Annotated in this window: 15 protein-coding genes and 1 other RNA gene; 7 read left to right on the forward strand and 9 right to left on the reverse strand. The window is 71.2% G+C overall.

The window, feature by feature from the left end; translation table 11 throughout:
• Positions 1-248: 248 nt before the first annotated feature.
• From ACWDUA_RS05370 to cobC, 6 genes are all read right to left on the reverse strand, one after another.
• Positions 249-1,667: an RNB domain-containing ribonuclease gene (locus ACWDUA_RS05370; protein WP_449749966.1), complete on the reverse strand. Its 1,419-nt coding sequence runs from the start codon at positions 1,665-1,667 to the stop codon at positions 249-251.
• A gap of 35 nt (positions 1,668-1,702) precedes the next feature.
• Positions 1,703-2,107, reverse strand: an RNA gene (gene rnpB / locus ACWDUA_RS05375) — RNase P RNA component class A.
• 83 nt (positions 2,108-2,190) lie between these two features.
• A complete protein-coding gene (locus tag ACWDUA_RS05380) occupies positions 2,191-2,916 on the reverse strand; it encodes a bifunctional RNase H/acid phosphatase (protein ID WP_449749967.1) in 726 nt (241 codons plus the stop codon).
• Positions 2,916-3,653 carry a zinc ribbon domain-containing protein gene (locus tag ACWDUA_RS05385; protein ID WP_449749968.1) on the reverse strand — a complete coding sequence of 246 codons (738 nt, stop codon included), beginning with the start codon at positions 3,651-3,653 and terminating at the stop codon, positions 2,916-2,918. The genes ACWDUA_RS05380 and ACWDUA_RS05385 overlap by 1 nt, the downstream gene beginning before the upstream one ends.
• Before the next feature lie 129 nt (positions 3,654-3,782).
• Positions 3,783-4,964 carry a Nif3-like dinuclear metal center hexameric protein gene (locus tag ACWDUA_RS05390; protein WP_449749969.1) on the reverse strand — a complete coding sequence of 394 codons (1,182 nt, stop codon included), beginning with the start codon at positions 4,962-4,964 and terminating at the stop codon, positions 3,783-3,785.
• Entirely contained in the window at positions 4,964-6,025 is a 1,062-nt protein-coding gene (gene cobC, locus ACWDUA_RS05395) for an Rv2231c family pyridoxal phosphate-dependent protein CobC (RefSeq protein WP_449749970.1), read from the reverse strand. Before cobC ends, ACWDUA_RS05390 begins: the two co-directional genes overlap by 1 nt.
• Positions 6,026-6,058: 33 nt before the next feature.
• Between cobC and ACWDUA_RS05400 the strand changes: the two genes are divergently transcribed.
• The 3 genes from ACWDUA_RS05400 (at position 6,059) to ACWDUA_RS05410 (ending at position 8,408) form a co-directional block, all read left to right on the forward strand.
• Positions 6,059-6,742: an HAD hydrolase-like protein gene (locus ACWDUA_RS05400; RefSeq protein WP_449749971.1), complete on the forward strand. Its 684-nt coding sequence runs from the start codon at positions 6,059-6,061 to the stop codon at positions 6,740-6,742.
• Positions 6,735-7,208 (forward strand): low molecular weight protein-tyrosine-phosphatase, encoded by a 474-nt coding sequence (locus ACWDUA_RS05405; protein WP_449749972.1) that lies wholly within the window; start codon positions 6,735-6,737, stop codon positions 7,206-7,208. The genes ACWDUA_RS05400 and ACWDUA_RS05405 overlap by 8 nt, the downstream gene beginning before the upstream one ends.
• 183 nt (positions 7,209-7,391) lie before the next feature.
• Entirely contained in the window at positions 7,392-8,408 is a 1,017-nt protein-coding gene (locus ACWDUA_RS05410; protein ID WP_449749973.1) for an SURF1 family cytochrome oxidase biogenesis protein, read from the forward strand.
• Here the strand turns inward: ACWDUA_RS05410 and ACWDUA_RS05415 are convergent.
• Positions 8,386-9,330 (reverse strand): cobalamin biosynthesis protein, encoded by a 945-nt coding sequence (locus ACWDUA_RS05415; protein ID WP_449750046.1) that lies wholly within the window; start codon positions 9,328-9,330, stop codon positions 8,386-8,388. The genes ACWDUA_RS05410 and ACWDUA_RS05415 overlap by 23 nt on opposite strands.
• A gap of 50 nt (positions 9,331-9,380) precedes the next feature.
• The gene (locus ACWDUA_RS05420; RefSeq protein ID WP_449749974.1) at positions 9,381-10,013 is read right to left on the reverse strand and encodes a Type 1 glutamine amidotransferase-like domain-containing protein; all 633 of its coding nucleotides are present in this window, start codon (positions 10,011-10,013) and stop codon (positions 9,381-9,383) included.
• A gap of 72 nt (positions 10,014-10,085) precedes the next feature.
• On the opposite strand from ACWDUA_RS05420, the gene ACWDUA_RS05425 reads away from it, so the two are divergent.
• Positions 10,086-10,904, forward strand: a complete 819-nt coding sequence (locus ACWDUA_RS05425) for a spermidine synthase (protein ID WP_449749975.1) — start codon at positions 10,086-10,088, stop codon at positions 10,902-10,904.
• Here ACWDUA_RS05425 and ACWDUA_RS05430 read toward each other — a convergent pair.
• Complete coding sequence (locus ACWDUA_RS05430; protein WP_449749976.1) at positions 10,901-11,725, reverse strand: maleylpyruvate isomerase family mycothiol-dependent enzyme; 825 nt, start codon at positions 11,723-11,725, stop codon at positions 10,901-10,903. The genes ACWDUA_RS05425 and ACWDUA_RS05430 overlap by 4 nt on opposite strands.
• A gap of 149 nt (positions 11,726-11,874) precedes the next feature.
• On the opposite strand from ACWDUA_RS05430, the gene ACWDUA_RS05435 reads away from it, so the two are divergent.
• Genes ACWDUA_RS05435 through ACWDUA_RS05445 form a run of 3 tightly spaced genes read left to right on the forward strand, consistent with a single transcriptional unit; the run spans position 11,875 to position 15,551 of the window.
• Positions 11,875-12,852, forward strand: a complete 978-nt coding sequence (locus ACWDUA_RS05435; RefSeq protein WP_449749977.1) for an alpha/beta hydrolase family esterase — start codon at positions 11,875-11,877, stop codon at positions 12,850-12,852.
• 11 nt (positions 12,853-12,863) lie between these two features.
• The gene (locus ACWDUA_RS05440; RefSeq protein WP_449749978.1) at positions 12,864-14,498 is read left to right on the forward strand and encodes a protein kinase domain-containing protein; all 1,635 of its coding nucleotides are present in this window, start codon (positions 12,864-12,866) and stop codon (positions 14,496-14,498) included.
• 60 nt (positions 14,499-14,558) lie between these two features.
• The gene (locus ACWDUA_RS05445; RefSeq protein ID WP_449749979.1) at positions 14,559-15,551 is read left to right on the forward strand and encodes a helix-turn-helix transcriptional regulator; all 993 of its coding nucleotides are present in this window, start codon (positions 14,559-14,561) and stop codon (positions 15,549-15,551) included.
• The last annotated feature ends 72 nt before the right edge of the window (positions 15,552-15,623 follow it).

Consider the following 15,623-nt stretch of genomic DNA (forward strand, 5'->3'; position numbering starts at 1 on the left):
CGCCGGCTCAATCACCGTTCGGGGGCTCCCACTCAATCACCCTGCCGCAGGCGATGGTTGAGCCGACGAAGAACGCAGTCACCACCCAGCCCACGCGCCAGAGATTTCGACACGGGTCCTCGCGATGCTCGGTCCCGGCTCAATCAGCAACCGGCCGTTGCTGGTTGAGCCGACGAGGAGCGCAGCGACAAGGCGTGTCGAAACCCCCGCCGGCCGACCTCGGTACGCGACCACCGTCGAGCACGAGATCACGCCGGCGCGAATTCGACGCTTCGCGTGTCCGGGTCGGCGGCGGCGAGGACGACGGGCAATCGGATGGCGGCCTCGGGAGCACCGCTACATGCTGCGATCACCGGGGGTTCGGCGACGAACACCTTGGCCGGGCGCTTGTCCGTTCCCGCCGACAACACCACCGCGTCGAACCGCTCCCCGACCCGGCCCGCCAACACCACCGACTCGGTGAGGTCGACGCTCTCCCGGTCCGCCGACGACCCGAGCGCATCCGCCGACCGCAAGATCTTCGGCAGGGTCGGCAAGGCGCGCACCACCCAGTCGGGGACGGGCGTGCCCGCCGACACCGACAAGCACACCTCGGTGGCGAACCGGTCGCCGAGGCGCCGCAGCGGGGCGGTCACGTGCGCGTAGATCCCACCGATCGCCGAGTGCACCATCTGATCGTGGGTCAGGTCGGGTTCACCGGCGTCGAGCACCTTGTATCCGGCCCCGCGCATCAGCGTCCCGGCGTGACTCATCAACGCGAGCGTCGACGGCGCGTCCTGCGGCAGGCCTGCCAGGAACTCCCCCGGTGTCGCACCGTCCGGCCACGGCACCCGCAGCGCCGCGGCGGTGGCCCGCAACTGGTCGACGGCGTCGGCCGGGGCCGGCGGGAGCGTCCGCAGCAGTCCGATGCCGGCGTCGGCCATGATCGTCCCGGCGCACATCCCGGTCATCAACGACACCTGCGAGTTCCACATGTCGGCGGGGGTGCGGGGCGCGATCTGCAATGTCCACGGACCGTCCGACGGTGAGCGCACGACCTCCTGGTCGGGCAGGTCGAGTTCGATCGCGCCGCGCGCCAACGCCGTCCGGCGGCGCAGCTCCCCGAACCGTGGGAGCTCGACGATCGACGGGTGCGGTCGTCCTGCCGCGGCGTCGGCGGCCACTCCGGCGTAGTCGAGGCGCGCCCGTGAACGCACCCGCGCCCGGCCGACGCTCACCTCGGTGACCTCGCCCGCCCCACTGACCCGCATCGTCCAGAGCACGGCCGCGCGGTCGACGTCGGGCAGCAACGATCCGCGGCCCTCCGACAGCGCGCGTGGGTGCAGTGGCACCGACCGGTCCGGGAAGTAGATGGTGGCGCCGCGGCGTCGGCTCTCGGAGTCGAGTGCACCCTCCGGTTCGACCAGGGCGGCGACGTCGGCGATCGCGTAGTCGACGACGATGTCGTCGCCGTCGGCGCGCAGGCACACCGCCTGATCGAGGTCCATCGAACCGGGCGGATCGATGGTGACCAGCGGGATGTCGGTGCGGTCGACGCGGTCGGCGGCATGCCGGTCGACGGCGTTCTCGGCCTCCGCGAGCGCGTCCTGCCCGTAGTTCTCGTCGACACCGAGTTCGCCACGGATGGCGTCGAAGTCGATGTCGGGGGCGGAGAGTCTGCGTTGCACTCCCCGACCCTAGCCAGAGCGGCGGACGTGTGGGGCGAACGAGTCGGCGTGTAAGCCGGATCCTGTCCCGACCACGAGGGTCGGTGGCGACCATCCATCTGGGCACACCGTCGCCGGGTACCTCGAGCGGCCCACCCGCGGACTCGGGCGAGCAGCCCTCATACATCCGCGCACACGCACCTGACGGTCCGTGCTTCGGCCTTGCTCCGGGTGGGGTTTACCTAGCCGATGCGGTCACCCGTATCGCTGGTGCGCTCTTACCGCACCGTTTCACCCTTACCGACCTGACGGCCGGCGGTCTGTTCTCTGTGGCACTGTCCCGCGGGTCACCCCGGGTTGCCGTTGACAACCACCCTGCTCTGTGGAGTCCGGACTTTCCTCGGCGAGCGGCGTGTCCAGTGACTGGCCGTCCCGCGCGCCGCGGCCGCCCGGCCGACTCGTTCGCCTGTACAGGATACGCTGCGCACCCCGGCGTCCCGACACGGCGGCACCATGACGCCGCCCCACGCCGGCACGGCGCCGCTCAGAACAGGTGTGCGGTCTCGTTGACCGCCTTCACCGCGGCACCACCGTCGGGATAGAACTCGGCGATCGACACCGACGCCAGATCCAGATGTAGCCGGAACAGCAATTGCGGTCCGACGTCGAGGGCGTGACGCAGCAACGACTTGATCGGGGTCACGTGCGACACGACGAGGACGGTCTGGCCGGCATGTTCGGTGAGCAGCCGATCGGTGGCCTCGACGACGCGGCGCGCCACCGCGTCGAAGCTCTCACCGCCCGGGGCGGGCAGCGACGTGTCCGACAGCCATCGGGCATGCAGGTGCGGGTCGCGGGCTGATGCCTCGGCGAAGGTCAGCCCCTCCCACTGCCCGAAGTCGGTCTCGATGAATCCGTCGTCGGTCATCACGTCGAGGCCGAGCGCCGCCGCCGCGGCGTCGGCGGTCTGGCGGGTGCGGGCCAGTGGCGACGACACAATCGTCGCGATGTCGGTCTCCCGGGCGACGCGGCGTGCGGCCGCGGCCGCCTGGGCGAGCCCGAGTTCGGTCAGTTCCGGGTTGCCCCGGCCGGAGTACCGACGCTCCACCGACAGCGGGGTCTGCCCGTGCCGCAACAGGATCAGGCGCGTGGGTGTGGCCCGCTGCCCCTGCCAGGTCGGCTGCGCCCGTCCCGTGTCGGTGGCGGCGTCAGCGGTCGCGGTGGTGGCAGTGGTGTCGGAGTCGGCCGTGTCGGTGACCTCGGTGCCCATCAGAGGCCGGACTCGTGGTTGCGGACCAGGATCGCGCCGCACTCCTCGCAACGCACCACGTCGTCGTCGGCGAGGGCGGCGATCCGGGTGAGGGTGCCACGGTCGATCTCCATCCGGCATGCCCCGCACCGGCGTTGACGCAGCAGTCCGGCGCCGATCCGGCTGTCGGCGCGCTGCCGGTCGTAGATGGCGAGCAGCTCGTCCGGCACGTCCTGGGCGATCGCGGCTCGCCGCTGCGCGTCCACCTCGCGGTCGGCGGTCACGGCGGCCAGCGACTCGGCGCGTCGGGCCTGCAGGGTGTCGACCTGCTGCTGCAACTGGGCGACGGTCGCCGAGGCCCGCTCCTGCTCGGTGGCCACGGCCTCCTGCTGCTCCATCAGCTGCAGCATGTCGTCCTCGAGGACCGATCGGCGCCGGGCGAGCCCGTGGAGTTCGTGCTGCAGCTCCGAGAGCGCCTTGGGTGCCAGTCCGCCGGCGGTGAGCTGTGCGGAGTCCTTCTGCTCGCGGTCACGCATGCCGGTGATCTCGCTGTCCATCTTGCGATAGTCGCGGTCGAGATCCTCCGCGGAGATCTCGGCGCGTACGAGATCCTCACGCGCCGCCTCGATGCGGGTGGTGGTCTCGGCGATCTCGGCGTCCTCGGGCAGGTTCCGGGCGCGGTGGTCGAGTCGGGCCAGCGAGGCGTCGGTGTCGGCCAGGTCGAGCAGGAGTCGTTGCCGGGCGGCATCGACCTTCATCGGGTGTCTCCTCGGTCGTGGGGTGAATCACCGGTGTCCGGAGCGGGGCTGTCGGGGTGGCCGGGATGAGATGTCCACGTTACGCGCCCGCCCGGGCCGTCAGGTACCGACCGTCCACCGCGCCCCGCCTCATGCGATCGGTGATGCGGCATTCACGACGAACGGGTCCGTGGTCGGTCGGTACACGTCGGCGGTCAGTCCGGTGCGGTCGCCGATCAGTGCGGCGGCCTGCGCACACCACGGGAACTCGGTGGCCCAGTGCCCGGCGTCGACGAGGGCCGGCCCGCCGGTGCGCAACGACTCGTCCACCGGGTGGTGGCGCAGGTCGCCGGTCAGATACACGTCCACCCCGGCGCGCCGCACCGCCGCCAGCAACGAGTCGCCCGCGCCGCCGCACACGGCGACGTGTTCGACGACGCGCTCGGGGTCGCCGCCGCCGCGCACACCCCACGGCCCGCCGAGAACACCCTCAGCATGGTCGACGAAGTCGCGCAGCGTCATCGGGACCGGCAGCCGCCCGATCCGGCCGAGCCCGAGGCCGGTGGGCAGGGTGGCAGGCTCGAGCACGTCGAAGGCCGGTTCCTCATACGGGTGGGCGCCACGCAGGGCGGCCAACACCGCCGGCCGCAGGCCGCGCGCGGCGACCATCTCGACCCGTGCCTCGTCGACGCGTTCACGGATGCCGATCTCCCCGATCGCCGGGTCGGCGCCGTCCTGCGCCTCGAACTGTCCGACGCCGACCACCGACCACGCGCAGTCGCGGTAGTCGCCGACCGCCCCGGCACCGGCGGCGAACATCGCCTCGCTGACCTGTTCGGCGTTGCCTTCCGGGACCATCACCACCCACTTGTCGAGCGGGGCGCCAGGCGCCGGCTCCAGCGGGCGCAGGTCGATCAGGCCGAGTGCCTCGGCGAGGGCGTCGGAGACACCGGGGCGGGCACGGTCGGCGTTGGTGTGGGCGCTGTAGAGCGCGATCCCGGCGCGGATGAGTCGGTGCACCACCGACCCTTTCGCGGTGTCGGCGGCCACCGAGTCCACCCCCCGCAGCAGGAGCGGGTGATGGGCCAGGACCAGCCCGTATCCGCCGGCGATCGCGGCGTCGACGACGCCGGCCGTGACGTCCACGCAGACCAGCACCCGGCGTGCGGGTTCGGTGCGGTCACCACAGACCAGGCCGATCGAATCCCAGCTCTCGGCGAGCCGTGGCGGGTAGGCGGCCTCGAGGACGTCGAGCACCGTCGACACCGCCACCTCCGCACGAGCCGGATCCGAAACCGGGACGTCCGTACCAGGGCGGTTGTCGGGACTCATCACTTCACCTCCGTCGGGACCCGGCGAAGGGCCTCGACCAGGTGTGTCACCTGATCGTGGGGCCGCACCGCCAGGCGCAGATGATCGTCGGACAGGCCGACGAAGTTCGCACAACTTCGCACTGCGACGCCGTTGTGCCGCAGACTTTCTCGAACCGAGAGCGCATTCGGTACCTCGAACAGCACATAGGGTGCGCGCGGAGTGGCGACCGGTCGCCACCCGACCTCGGCGAGTCGGATGAGCATGGCGTCGCGTTCGACGGCCACCAGCCGGGCCTGCTCGTCGCAGTACGCCTCCCCTTCTGGTCCGCAGCACGCTGCGAGCGCGGCCAACGCCGGGGTCGACATCGGCCAGGCCCGCCGGCCGGCCGACAACCGGGCCACGAGCGCCGGGTCGGCGAGGAGGTACCCGGCGCGCAGGCCGGCCAACCCGAAGGTCTTGGTGACACTGCGGATCACGACCAGCCCCGGCAGCCGCGCGGCGGCCACGGACTCCGGTTCGCGGACCCCGGTCGCCTCGTCGACGGTGAGGTCGGCGAACGCCTCGTCCACCACGACGATTCGCCCGGGTCGGCACAGCGTCTCGATCACGGTTCGCGGGTGCAGCACCGACGTCGGGTTGGTGGGGTTGCCGATCACGACGAGATCGGCGTCGTCGGGAATCGCCGCCGCCGCGCGGGCATCGAGCGGTCGGGCGGGGTCGATCGGGACCTGCACGATGGGCACACCGGCGGCGCGCAGCACCAGCTCCGGTTCGGTGAACGACGGTTGCAGCAGCGCGGCCCGACGCGCACCGAGCCGGCCGAGCAACTCGAATCCGTCGGAGGCGCCGGCCAGCAGCACCACCTCGTCGGGGTCGCGGCCGTGTAGTGCGGCGATCTGGTCGGTGACGGCCTCGAACAGCTCCGACGACGGGTATCGCGCCAGGTCGTCGAGCGTGTCGGCGACCGCCGACCGCACGAACCCCGGCGGAGCGCCCCGGACGTTGACGGCGAAATCGAGCATTCCCGGCGCCCAGTCCCGGTCGCCGTGGCGGTCGAGTGCGAACAGCCCCGATGTCATGGACATCGAGACTACGTGCACGATGGTGAGGTGATGTCGCGACCGGACCCCGCTGATCCCACCACCGTTCTGCTCGTCGATCTCGACGGCACGATCACCGACAGTTTCGCCGGAATCGCCAACAGTTTCCGGCATGCCCTCGTCGAGGTCGGCGCACCACCGGCCCCGGAGTCCGTCGTCGCCGGGATCGCGGGACCGCCGATGATCGACACCCTGCTCGGGCTCGGGCTCGACCCGGCCACGGCCGACGCCGCGATGACCGCCTACCGCGCCCGCTACACCGACGTCGGGTGGCTGGAGAACTCGGTGTTCGACGGGATGGGGCAGCTCCTCGCCGACCTCGACGCCTCCGGTCGCACCCTCGCGATCGCCACGTCGAAGCACCAGACCACGGCCCGGCGCATCCTGGAACACTTCGGGCTGGTCGACCACTTCCGGGTGGTCGCCGGTGCCGGGGACGACGGTGTCCGCCGCCACAAGCCCGACGTGATCGCGCATGCACTGGCACAATTGGACATATCGCTCGACCCGGAAACACGCCGACCTGCTCGACCGGTGGTGATGATCGGCGACCGATCCCACGACATCGAGGGAGCCGGACAATTCGGTATCCCCACGATCCACGTCGAGTGGGGTTACGCTCTGCCGGGGGAGCGCGACGCTGCCGCCTGGCGCGTCGAGTCCACAGACCATCTGCGCGAGGTACTCGGTGTCTGATCTACTCCATATCTGTTTCGTGTGCACCGGCAACATCTGCCGGTCACCGATGGCCCAGAACATTTTTGCCAAACTGCTCGCCGACGAGGGTCTGGCCGACCGGGTCGAGGTCAGCAGCTGCGGAACCAGCGGGTGGCATGTCGGCGAACCGGCCGACAACCGGGCCCGGACCGAGTTGCTGGCCAACGGCTACACGGACGGGCACGCGGCCAGTCAGCTCGGCAGCGAGCACATCGAGGCCGACCTGTTCGTCGCCGCCGACGCCGGTCATGTCAAAGAACTCGAACGCAAACGCCTCGGTGACCGGGTGCGCCTGCTCCGCAGCTTCGACCCACAGGCCGGTGACGATCTCGATCTCGCCGACCCGTACTACGGCACGCCCGAGGATTTCGCGCTGACCCGCCGACAGATCGAGGCGGCGGTCCCCGGTCTGCTGCTGTGGGTGCGCGAACAACTCGACGACTGACCCCGTCGACCTCCGGGTCCCCATACTCGAGCGCTTCCGTGGTCGTGCGCTTCCGTGCTCGTGCGCTTCCGCTTCCGTGCTCGTGCGCTTCCGCCTCCGTGCTCGTGCGCTTCCGTGCCCGGGTGCTCCCGTGCTCGAGGACCGCGCGCCTGGGCACCCCCGCGCTTGAGTACCGTGGTGGGTATGCGCGTGCTGCGGACCCTTCTCCGACCGGGCTGGATCGCCCTGGTCATCGTGGTCGTGGCGTTCGCGGCGGCCTGCTTCATGATCCTCGCCCCCTGGCAGCTGGGAAAGAACGCGTCCACCTCCGAACGCAACGAGCTGATCAAGCATGCGGTCGCGACCGGGCCGGTCCCGCTCAGCGAGGTCGCCCCGGCCGGAGCGCCGTTCGTGAAGTCCACCGAATGGCGAGAGGTCACCGTCACCGGCACCTATGTCACCGAGGAACAGGCCCTGGTGCGGCTGCGGTCGGCCGGTGAACGCCCCGCGATCGAGGTACTCACCCCGTTCCGCGTCACCGGCACCGACCGGGTACTCGCCGTCGACCGCGGTTACGTCCGTCCCGACCAGAGCCAGACACCGGTGATCCCCACCCCGCCCGCCGGGCAGGTCACGATCACCGCCCGCATCCGGGCGAGCGAGGGCACGTCGGAGGGGCGGGGTGCCCGCGTCGAGGACGGCGCGCTGACCGTGTACACGATCGACCCGGCCGAGCTGTCCACGGCGACGGGGACCGCGATGGACCCGTTCTACCTGCAGTTGTCGCCGGATCAGCCGGGTTCACTCGGCGAGATCCCGCTCCCTCAGCTCGACTCCGGACCGTATCTGTCCTACGGGCTGCAGTGGCTGGCGTTCGGCATCATGGCACCGCTCGGCGTGGGGTATTTCCTGTACTCGGAGATCCGGCAGCGCCGTCGGTCGAAGGCCGCCGCCGGGTCCGCGGCCGCGGCGGCCACTCCTTCGGCGTCCGGCCCGGAGACGTCGGACTCCGCCACACCGGTGGGCGACGGGGGCGTTCTCAGCCGCTCCGAGCGGCGCAAACGACTCCGTGCCGAGCTCCGCAACGCCGGTGGCGCCCCTGTGCCCGAGGCCGGCTCCGACGACGACGCCTCGATGCCCGCCGGGATCGGTGTCGGACCCGACACCGAGCACACCGTCGGTGTGGTCCGCGACAAACTCACCCAGCGTTACGGCGGCTGAGCAGCGCTGCCACACCCGCCGACACCGCGAGGGCGCCGAGCTGCACGCGCCGCGACAATGCCACCGCCGCGCGCAGATCCGCGGTGCCGGGCGGTCGGCCGTCACCGAGGACCGGCCGTTGTTCGACGCGATGGGGATACACCGTCTCACCGCCCAGCGCCACGCCGAGGGCCCCGGCAAAACTCGCCTCCACCACCCCTGCGTTGGGGCTCGGATGTGCGGCGGCATCGCCTCGCCACGCGCGCAGCGCACCCCGGTGGTCGGGCCCCAGCGCCACCACCAACAACCCCGACAGCCGGGCCGGCAGCAGGTTCAGCACGTCGTCGAACCGTGCCGCGGCCCACCCGAACCGTTCATAGCGCGGATTGTGGTGGCCGATCATGGCGTCGAGGGTGTTGGCCATCCGGTAGCCGAGGAGCCCGGGCAGTCCGGCGACGGCACCCCACACCAGCGGTCCGACGGTGGCGTCGGCGGTGTTCTCGGCGATCGATTCGGTTGCGGCACGACAGATCCCCGCGGCGTCGAGGGCTTGCGGGTCACGTCCGCACAGGCTCGGCACCAGGGTGCGTCCGGCCTCGAGGTCACCGGCGTCGAGGGCGTCGGCCATGTGTTCGCCGACCCCGGCCAGGGTGGTCCCACCGCACACGGCCCAGGTCGCGGCGGCGGTCGCGAGCACATGCCCGCCCGGGTGCGACGACGTGATCACCGCGGCCAGGCCGCCAACCCCGACAGCGGCCCCGATACACACCGCGACCTCGGCGGCACCGGCACGGCGGTCGTCGGCGTAGAGGCGGGCCTCCAGCGCGGCGGCCCCCCGCCCCATCCCCGCGACCGGATGGAACCGGCGTGGATCACCGAGCACGCGGTCGGCCAGCAGCCCCAGGGCCAGGCCGGTCGGCGACGGCCGGAACGCCCACGACACCACTCGGGTCGCCCGGCTCCCCGGGACCCGGCTCCCGGACACCCTGCCCATCAGAAGCCCGACACGATCGTCGTCGTCCGGCCGTCCCGGACCAGCACCGCCTGCTCGTCGCCGACGAAGCTCAGCGCGAACCGGTCGCCGAACTCGGTGCGGACCCGGTCGATTCGTTCCCGCGGGTACCACGGCAGTTGTCCGTCGGCGTGCGGGATGACGACGTGGTCGATCAGCTCCAGCCCGCGCGGGTCGACGGGTCCGGGCGCCTCGGCGGGGTCGTCCATGTCGCCGATCGGTGCGATCGACGGGCCGACGATCACCGATCCGGCACTGCACCCGATGTACGGCAGACCGGCACGGACACGTTCGGTGAGGACGTCGGCGGCCCCGACCCGGCGCAGCGCCCACAGCAGGGCGTAGGTGTTGCCGCCGGAGACGTACACGGCGTCGGTGGTGTCGAGGATCTCGGTGAACGCATCGAGTTCGAGGTCGGCCGCCGACACGTCGACCACCGTGCCACCGAGTTCGGCCAGCCGGGCCCGCTCAGAATGCACCCAGGGGGCGTCGGCGTACGGGATCTGGGCGTCGCCGAGATAGCCGATCGTCAGCGTCGCGGGAGCCCGGCCGGTGGCCTCGGTCAGGAAGTCGTGGGCCGCACCGAATCCCAGCGACAACAGCAGCAGGTTCACCCCGGCAACGCTACCGGTGCGCTCGGGAGCGCCCGACAGGCCGACGCGACGGGCGAATAGACTGCGTCCCCGATGGCCCGATCACGCCCCACCCCCGTCGCCGGCGAATACCCGATCGACTGCGGGACCGCCCAGCTCGCACCCGACCCGGTGTCGGGCGGCTGGCTGCTGCAGATCAACGGCACGCATTCCTCGCACATCGATCCCGACGACCCGACCGTCCTGGACTTCGAGTACCTGCGGCAGATGGCCGCGGTGATCGAGGACCGGTATCCCGACGACGCGCATCTGCGTGTGCTGCACCTCGGTGGGGCGGCCTGTGCGCTCCCCCGCTATCTCGCGCAGCGGTATGCGTCGGCGCGGCAGGTGGCCGTGGAGATCGACGCCGAACTCGCCCGGTTGGTCCGCGAGTGGTTCGACCTGCCGCGCGCCCCACGGCTGCGCATCCGCGTCGGCGACGCCCGCGCCGTCGTCGAGTCGCTGCAGCCGCAGTCACGGGATGTGGTGGTGCGCGACGCCTTCTCCGGTGACCGCACCCCCGAACACCTGACGACGATGGAGTTCGTGGCCGCGGTGCACGGGGTGCTCGCGCCGGGCGGGCTGTACCTCGCCAACTGCGGGGACTCGCGTGATCTGCGCAATGTCCGGGCCGACGTCGCCGCCACCGCCGAGGTGTTCGCACATGTGTTGCTGGTGGCCGATCCAGCGATGTTCAAGGGCCGACGCACCGGCAACGTGGTGATCGTCGGCAGCGACGCCCCGCTCGATCCATCCGCGGCGCTGGTGCGGCGCCTGCTCTCCGATCCGCTGCCCGCACACACCGTCGCCGGCGACGACGCCCGGGCGTTCGGGCGTGGGCAGGTGCGCCACGATCCGCCGGCCACCCCCTAGATCGTGTAGTTCAGCGTCCCCACGATGGTCGCGGCGAGCTCGGCGTCCCCGGTCACCGTCACCGAAGCCGGGTCGGCGCTGCTGCGTCCGCCCGCGAGCCGGGCGAGATCCACGCCGTCGACCGTGAGCGTGACGTCGGCGGTGGCGTCCCCACCGGGGAACGTGTCGACGAGCCCGGCCCGGCCGTCCACCGCGATCCGCACGGTGCGGGGCGCGACGCCGGTCACCTCGATCACCACGCGGCTGCCGTCGGGCGCCCCGGCCCGTTTGCCGACGACGAACGGCAACGACGCGGCGAGCTCGTCGAGGGCGAAGCCGGCCGGGACCGGGTCCGTCGGTGCCCCTGCTCCACCACCATCACGCAGGTCGATCTCGTGGAACCAGCAGTCGAACACCCGGATTCGCATGAACCGGCCGTAGGTCTCGGGGCCGGCGGGGGTGAGCGATTCGGCGTCGAGATCGGTCTGCGTCATCGCCCGGAGCGCGGTGGCCCGTACTGCGGTGATCTCGTCGAGCGCGGCGAGCACGTCGGCCCGGGGGCGGCCTCGGAAGTGGTCCACCCACTTCTCGTTGAACTCGGCGATGGGATTGCGGACGTGGTCTCGGTCGGCGAGGTCGGCCGCGACGTCGACGTCTCGGCCGGCGAGCATCGACTCGGTGCCGATCACGTGCGCGACGATGTCGGCGTGAGTCCAGCCGGGCAGGATCGACGGCGCGGTCCACTGCGGCTCCGACAGCCGTGCCGCGACCTCCCGGATCGCGGCCCACTGGGCGATCAGGGCGCCGGTGATCTCGACGACGGGGACGATCGTGCGTGCCATGGACGTCCTCCGGTTCGGTGTGGGTGCTGCGGGGTCTGACGACAGGTGATGCTGTTGGGTCACGTGTGGTGACACCGCCGCCCCCAACCCTAGGACCGACGACCGACCATCGTGAGAGAAACGGGGTTCGCACCCTTTAGGCTGTTCCGGTGCGTGTGCGTCGGGTCGGTTCCCTGTGGTGTGGTGTCGTTGTCGGCCTTCTCGTCTCGGTACTCGGCATCGCGGTGCTCGGCGCCACCCTCGCGCCGGCCCCCGCGGCCGCTGCACCCGGCGGGGCGACGGGTGTCGCCGCCTGCACTGCGCGCACCGCCCTCACCCCGGGCACCACCGTGCGCACCACCGAGGTCAAGGGGGTCGCGCGCACCTATCGGCTGCACATCCCCTCGGGATACAACCGATCCCGCGCCTATCCGCTGATCCTCGCCTATCACGGGCATGCCGAGAACACCGCGGCGTTCGAGCGGTACACCGGCCTGTCTCGCCTGCCGGCGATCGTCGTCTACCCCACCGGAATGTCCGGCACCGACGGCACGTCGTCGTGGCAGGGCGCACCGTATTCGGCGCCGAAGGCCGACGACATCGCCTTCACCTCGACCATCCTGCGTGAGGTCCGGGGCCTGGCGTGCGTGGACCGGGCGCGCACCTACGCCGTGGGCCGCTCCAACGGCGGCGGCCTGGTGTCGATGCTGACATGCCTTCTGCCACGCGAGTTCTCCGCGTACGCGCTGGTCAATCCGGCTCTCTATGCCCAGACGTGGCGGGCGTGCCCGAGCGCCCCACCGGCGTCGGTGATCAGCTTCCACGGCACCGCCGACCCGGTGATCCACTACGCCGGCGGTGTGCGGTTCGGGTCGCGCTACACCGCCATCTCCGACGCGACGCAGACCTGGGTCCGCCGCGCCGGCTGCGTGCCGGTGCCGATCACCACCGCGGTCAACGGCGTCGTCCTCCGTGAGGACTGGCCGCTGTGCTCGTCTGTGGGCCAGGAGGTCGTGCACTACCGCATCGCCGGTGGCAGCCACCTGTGGCCGGGGTCGGCGGTCCGCACCACCCGCACCGGGCCGAGCGACAGCATTTCCGCGACGTCCCTGATCTGGCAGTTCTTCGGCCGCCACATCGCGCCCTGACGGAGGAACCGATGAGTCACCCCGACGATCGCTCGGGAACCATGCTCGGGCACTACCGGCTCGAGGAGTTGCTGGGCCGTGGCGGCATGGGTGAGGTCTACCGCGCCACCGACACCCGAAAGGGACGCGTCGTCGCCCTCAAACTGCTGCATTCGACGCTGGCCGGCAACAGCAACTTCCGCGACCGGTTCCTCCGGGAATCGCGGGTCGCCGCGCGGCTGAGCGAACCGCATGTGGTGCCGATCCACGACTGGGGTGAGATCGACGGACTGCTGTTCATCGACATGCGGCTGGTCGGGGGACACGACCTCCGTCGGCTGATCACCGACTCCGGCGCGCTGGATCCGGCACGGGCGGTGATGATCCTGGGTCAGGTGGCCGACGCACTCGACGCCGCACACGAGAGCGGCCTGGTGCATCGGGACGTCAAACCCGACAACATCCTGGTCGACGCCCGGGACTTCACCTATCTCGCGGATTTCGGTTTGGCCCAGGCAGATTCCGACACCCGGCTGACCTCCACCGGTGCGGCGATCGGATCGTTCGGGTACATGGCACCCGAACGGTTCGGGTCCGACGAGGTGGGCGCGGCCGGCGACATCTACGCCCTGACGTGTGTGCTCTTCGAAAGTGTCACCGGTGCACAGCCGTTCGCGTCGGCGACCAACATCGAACAGCTCATCGCCGCACACCTGCACAAACAGCCACCCGTCACCGGCACTCCGCTCGACCCGGTGATCGCCCGCGGCATGGCCAAGGATCCCGCCGCGCGTCATGCCAGCGCCGGCGCGCTGATCGCCGCGGCCCGCGCGGCGCTCGAAGCACCGGCCCCACAGGGCGGTTCGGCCGTCTCGCCACCCACCATCGTGCCGCCGGCGCCGCCTCCCCCACCGCCGTCCGGGCGGATTCCGGCGGCGACCCCCACGTTGCCTCCGTCGTCGTATCCGCCGGGGCCGCGCCCGGTCACCAGGCCGGGGGCCGCCTACGCCCCGACCGGGCAGGTTCGGTACTCGCCGACCGCCCACCCGTATCCGATCGCCCCCGCCCGAGCGGGTCGCGGCTCGGCGGCGGCGATCGCACTGGGCGTGGTGGCAGTGCTGCTGCTGGCCGGGATCGGGCTCGGCGGCTGGATGCTGCTGTCCGCCGAATCGTCGGGCAACTCCGCGTCGGGCGGCTCCGACGCGCAGAATCCGGGTACCGCCCCCGCCCCCGTCGCCTCCGCGCCCACCGAGACCGCAACCGTCACCCAGACCCCCACGGCCACCCAGACCACCACGCCGACAACACAGGTGCGCACGTCGAGCGACCTGGGGCTGAGCACGCCGATCAGTCATCCCGCCTGCGACGGCACCGGGATCGTCGTCGTCGGCAATGCCGTCACACCCGGTCAGTACCCGGCCGACATCCAGCGCTTCCTCGACCAGTACCCCGGATCGAGCTACCTGCGCACCGACGAATCGTGCGGGTCCCTGCGCGACCGCGACGACAACGGCAACGTGATCTATGCCGTCTACCAGGTGGCCGGCCCCACCCTCACCGACATCTGCCGGGTGCGCAACCAGCTCGGTGGTTCGGCCTACGGCAAATGGCTCGACAACATCACCGACCCCACCACATTCATCACGCCCGCTCAGTGCGGCGGCTGAACAGCGATCTCGGCGCAATGCGGACAACATCTGTCCGCGATGTCCGGCACGATGGGTTCCATGCTGGACACCTCGGCCCGCCTGCTACAGCTGCTGTCGCTGCTGCAGGTCCGACGCGAATGGTCGGGACAGGAGCTCGCCGACAGACTGCAGATCACCACACGCACCGTGCGGCGCGACATCGACCGCCTGCGCGAGCTCGGCTACCCGGTGGATGCGACGGTCGGCGTCGGCGGTGGGTACCGACTCGGTGCGGGTGCCCAGATGCCGCCCCTGCTCCTCGACGACCAGGAGGTCCTCGCCGTCGCGCTCGGTCTCGACGCGGTGACCACTGGTCCGGTGTCGGGGATGGCCGTGGCCTCGGCCGGTGCACTGACCAAACTGCGGCAGGTGATGCCCTCCCGGCTGAGGCATCGACTCGACGCCCTGGCGCTCGAGGCCGTCCCCCACGAGACGCGGGCCGGGTCCTTGTCGGCCGAGGTGCTCACCGACATCGCCACCACCTGTCATCGGACCGAGCGGCTGCGGTTCGACTATCGCCGCCACGACGGCACCGAGTCCCGGCGTGACGTGGAGCCGTATCGGCTGGTCCGCAACGGGATGCGCTGGTATCTGGTTGCCTTCGACCCCGACCGCGACGACTGGCGTTCGTTCCGGATCGACCGCATGGTGCCCAAGACCCCGACCGGTCCCCGATTCACCCCACGCGACCTCCCCGAAGGCGGGGCGTCGGCATTCCTCGAACGCAGTATCGGAGCGGTCTACCATGCGGTGTCGGCGCGGGTGCGGATGCATGCCCCGCTGGAGACCATCGCCCCGATGATGTCGGATTCCTGGGGCACCATCGAGGCAGGCGACGAATCCAGCTGCGAGTTGCGCATGTACTCGTCGTCGCTGACGTCGATCGCCCGTTGGATGTGTGCCTTCGGCGTCGACTTCACCGTCATCGAGCCCGACGCCCTGCGCGATGAATGCCGCAGTGTCGCCGACTATCACGAGGAGCTCGCCGCGCGTTATCGACGGGCCGCCCACCGCGACGGTGACCCCTCATGACTTACCGGGTTCCGGCCGGTTTGGGGGTTGCCCGGCTCAGCGACTACATTCGTTGACTGGTGCGGGCGTCGC

Source organism: Gordonia sp. NPDC003376 (assembly GCF_053589235.1).

Coding starts and splice junctions, on each gene's coding strand:
- ACWDUA_RS05425 (WP_449749975.1), top strand. CDS start 10,086: ATGGCCCGATCACGCCCCACCCCCGTCGCCGGCGAATACCCGATCGAC.
- cobC (WP_449749970.1), bottom strand. CDS start 6,025: ATGACATCGGGGCTGTTCGCACTCGACCGCCACGGCGACCGGGACTGG.
- ACWDUA_RS05380 (WP_449749967.1), bottom strand. CDS start 2,916: ATGGGCACCGAGGTCACCGACACGGCCGACTCCGACACCACTGCCACC.
- ACWDUA_RS05445 (WP_449749979.1), top strand. CDS start 14,559: ATGCTGGACACCTCGGCCCGCCTGCTACAGCTGCTGTCGCTGCTGCAG.
- ACWDUA_RS05400 (WP_449749971.1), top strand. CDS start 6,059: ATGTCGCGACCGGACCCCGCTGATCCCACCACCGTTCTGCTCGTCGAT.
- ACWDUA_RS05440 (WP_449749978.1), top strand. CDS start 12,864: ATGAGTCACCCCGACGATCGCTCGGGAACCATGCTCGGGCACTACCGG.
- ACWDUA_RS05385 (WP_449749968.1), bottom strand. CDS start 3,653: ATGAAGGTCGATGCCGCCCGGCAACGACTCCTGCTCGACCTGGCCGAC.
- ACWDUA_RS05430 (WP_449749976.1), bottom strand. CDS start 11,725: ATGGCACGCACGATCGTCCCCGTCGTCGAGATCACCGGCGCCCTGATC.
- ACWDUA_RS05410 (WP_449749973.1), top strand. CDS start 7,392: ATGCGCGTGCTGCGGACCCTTCTCCGACCGGGCTGGATCGCCCTGGTC.
- ACWDUA_RS05390 (WP_449749969.1), bottom strand. CDS start 4,964: ATGAGTCCCGACAACCGCCCTGGTACGGACGTCCCGGTTTCGGATCCG.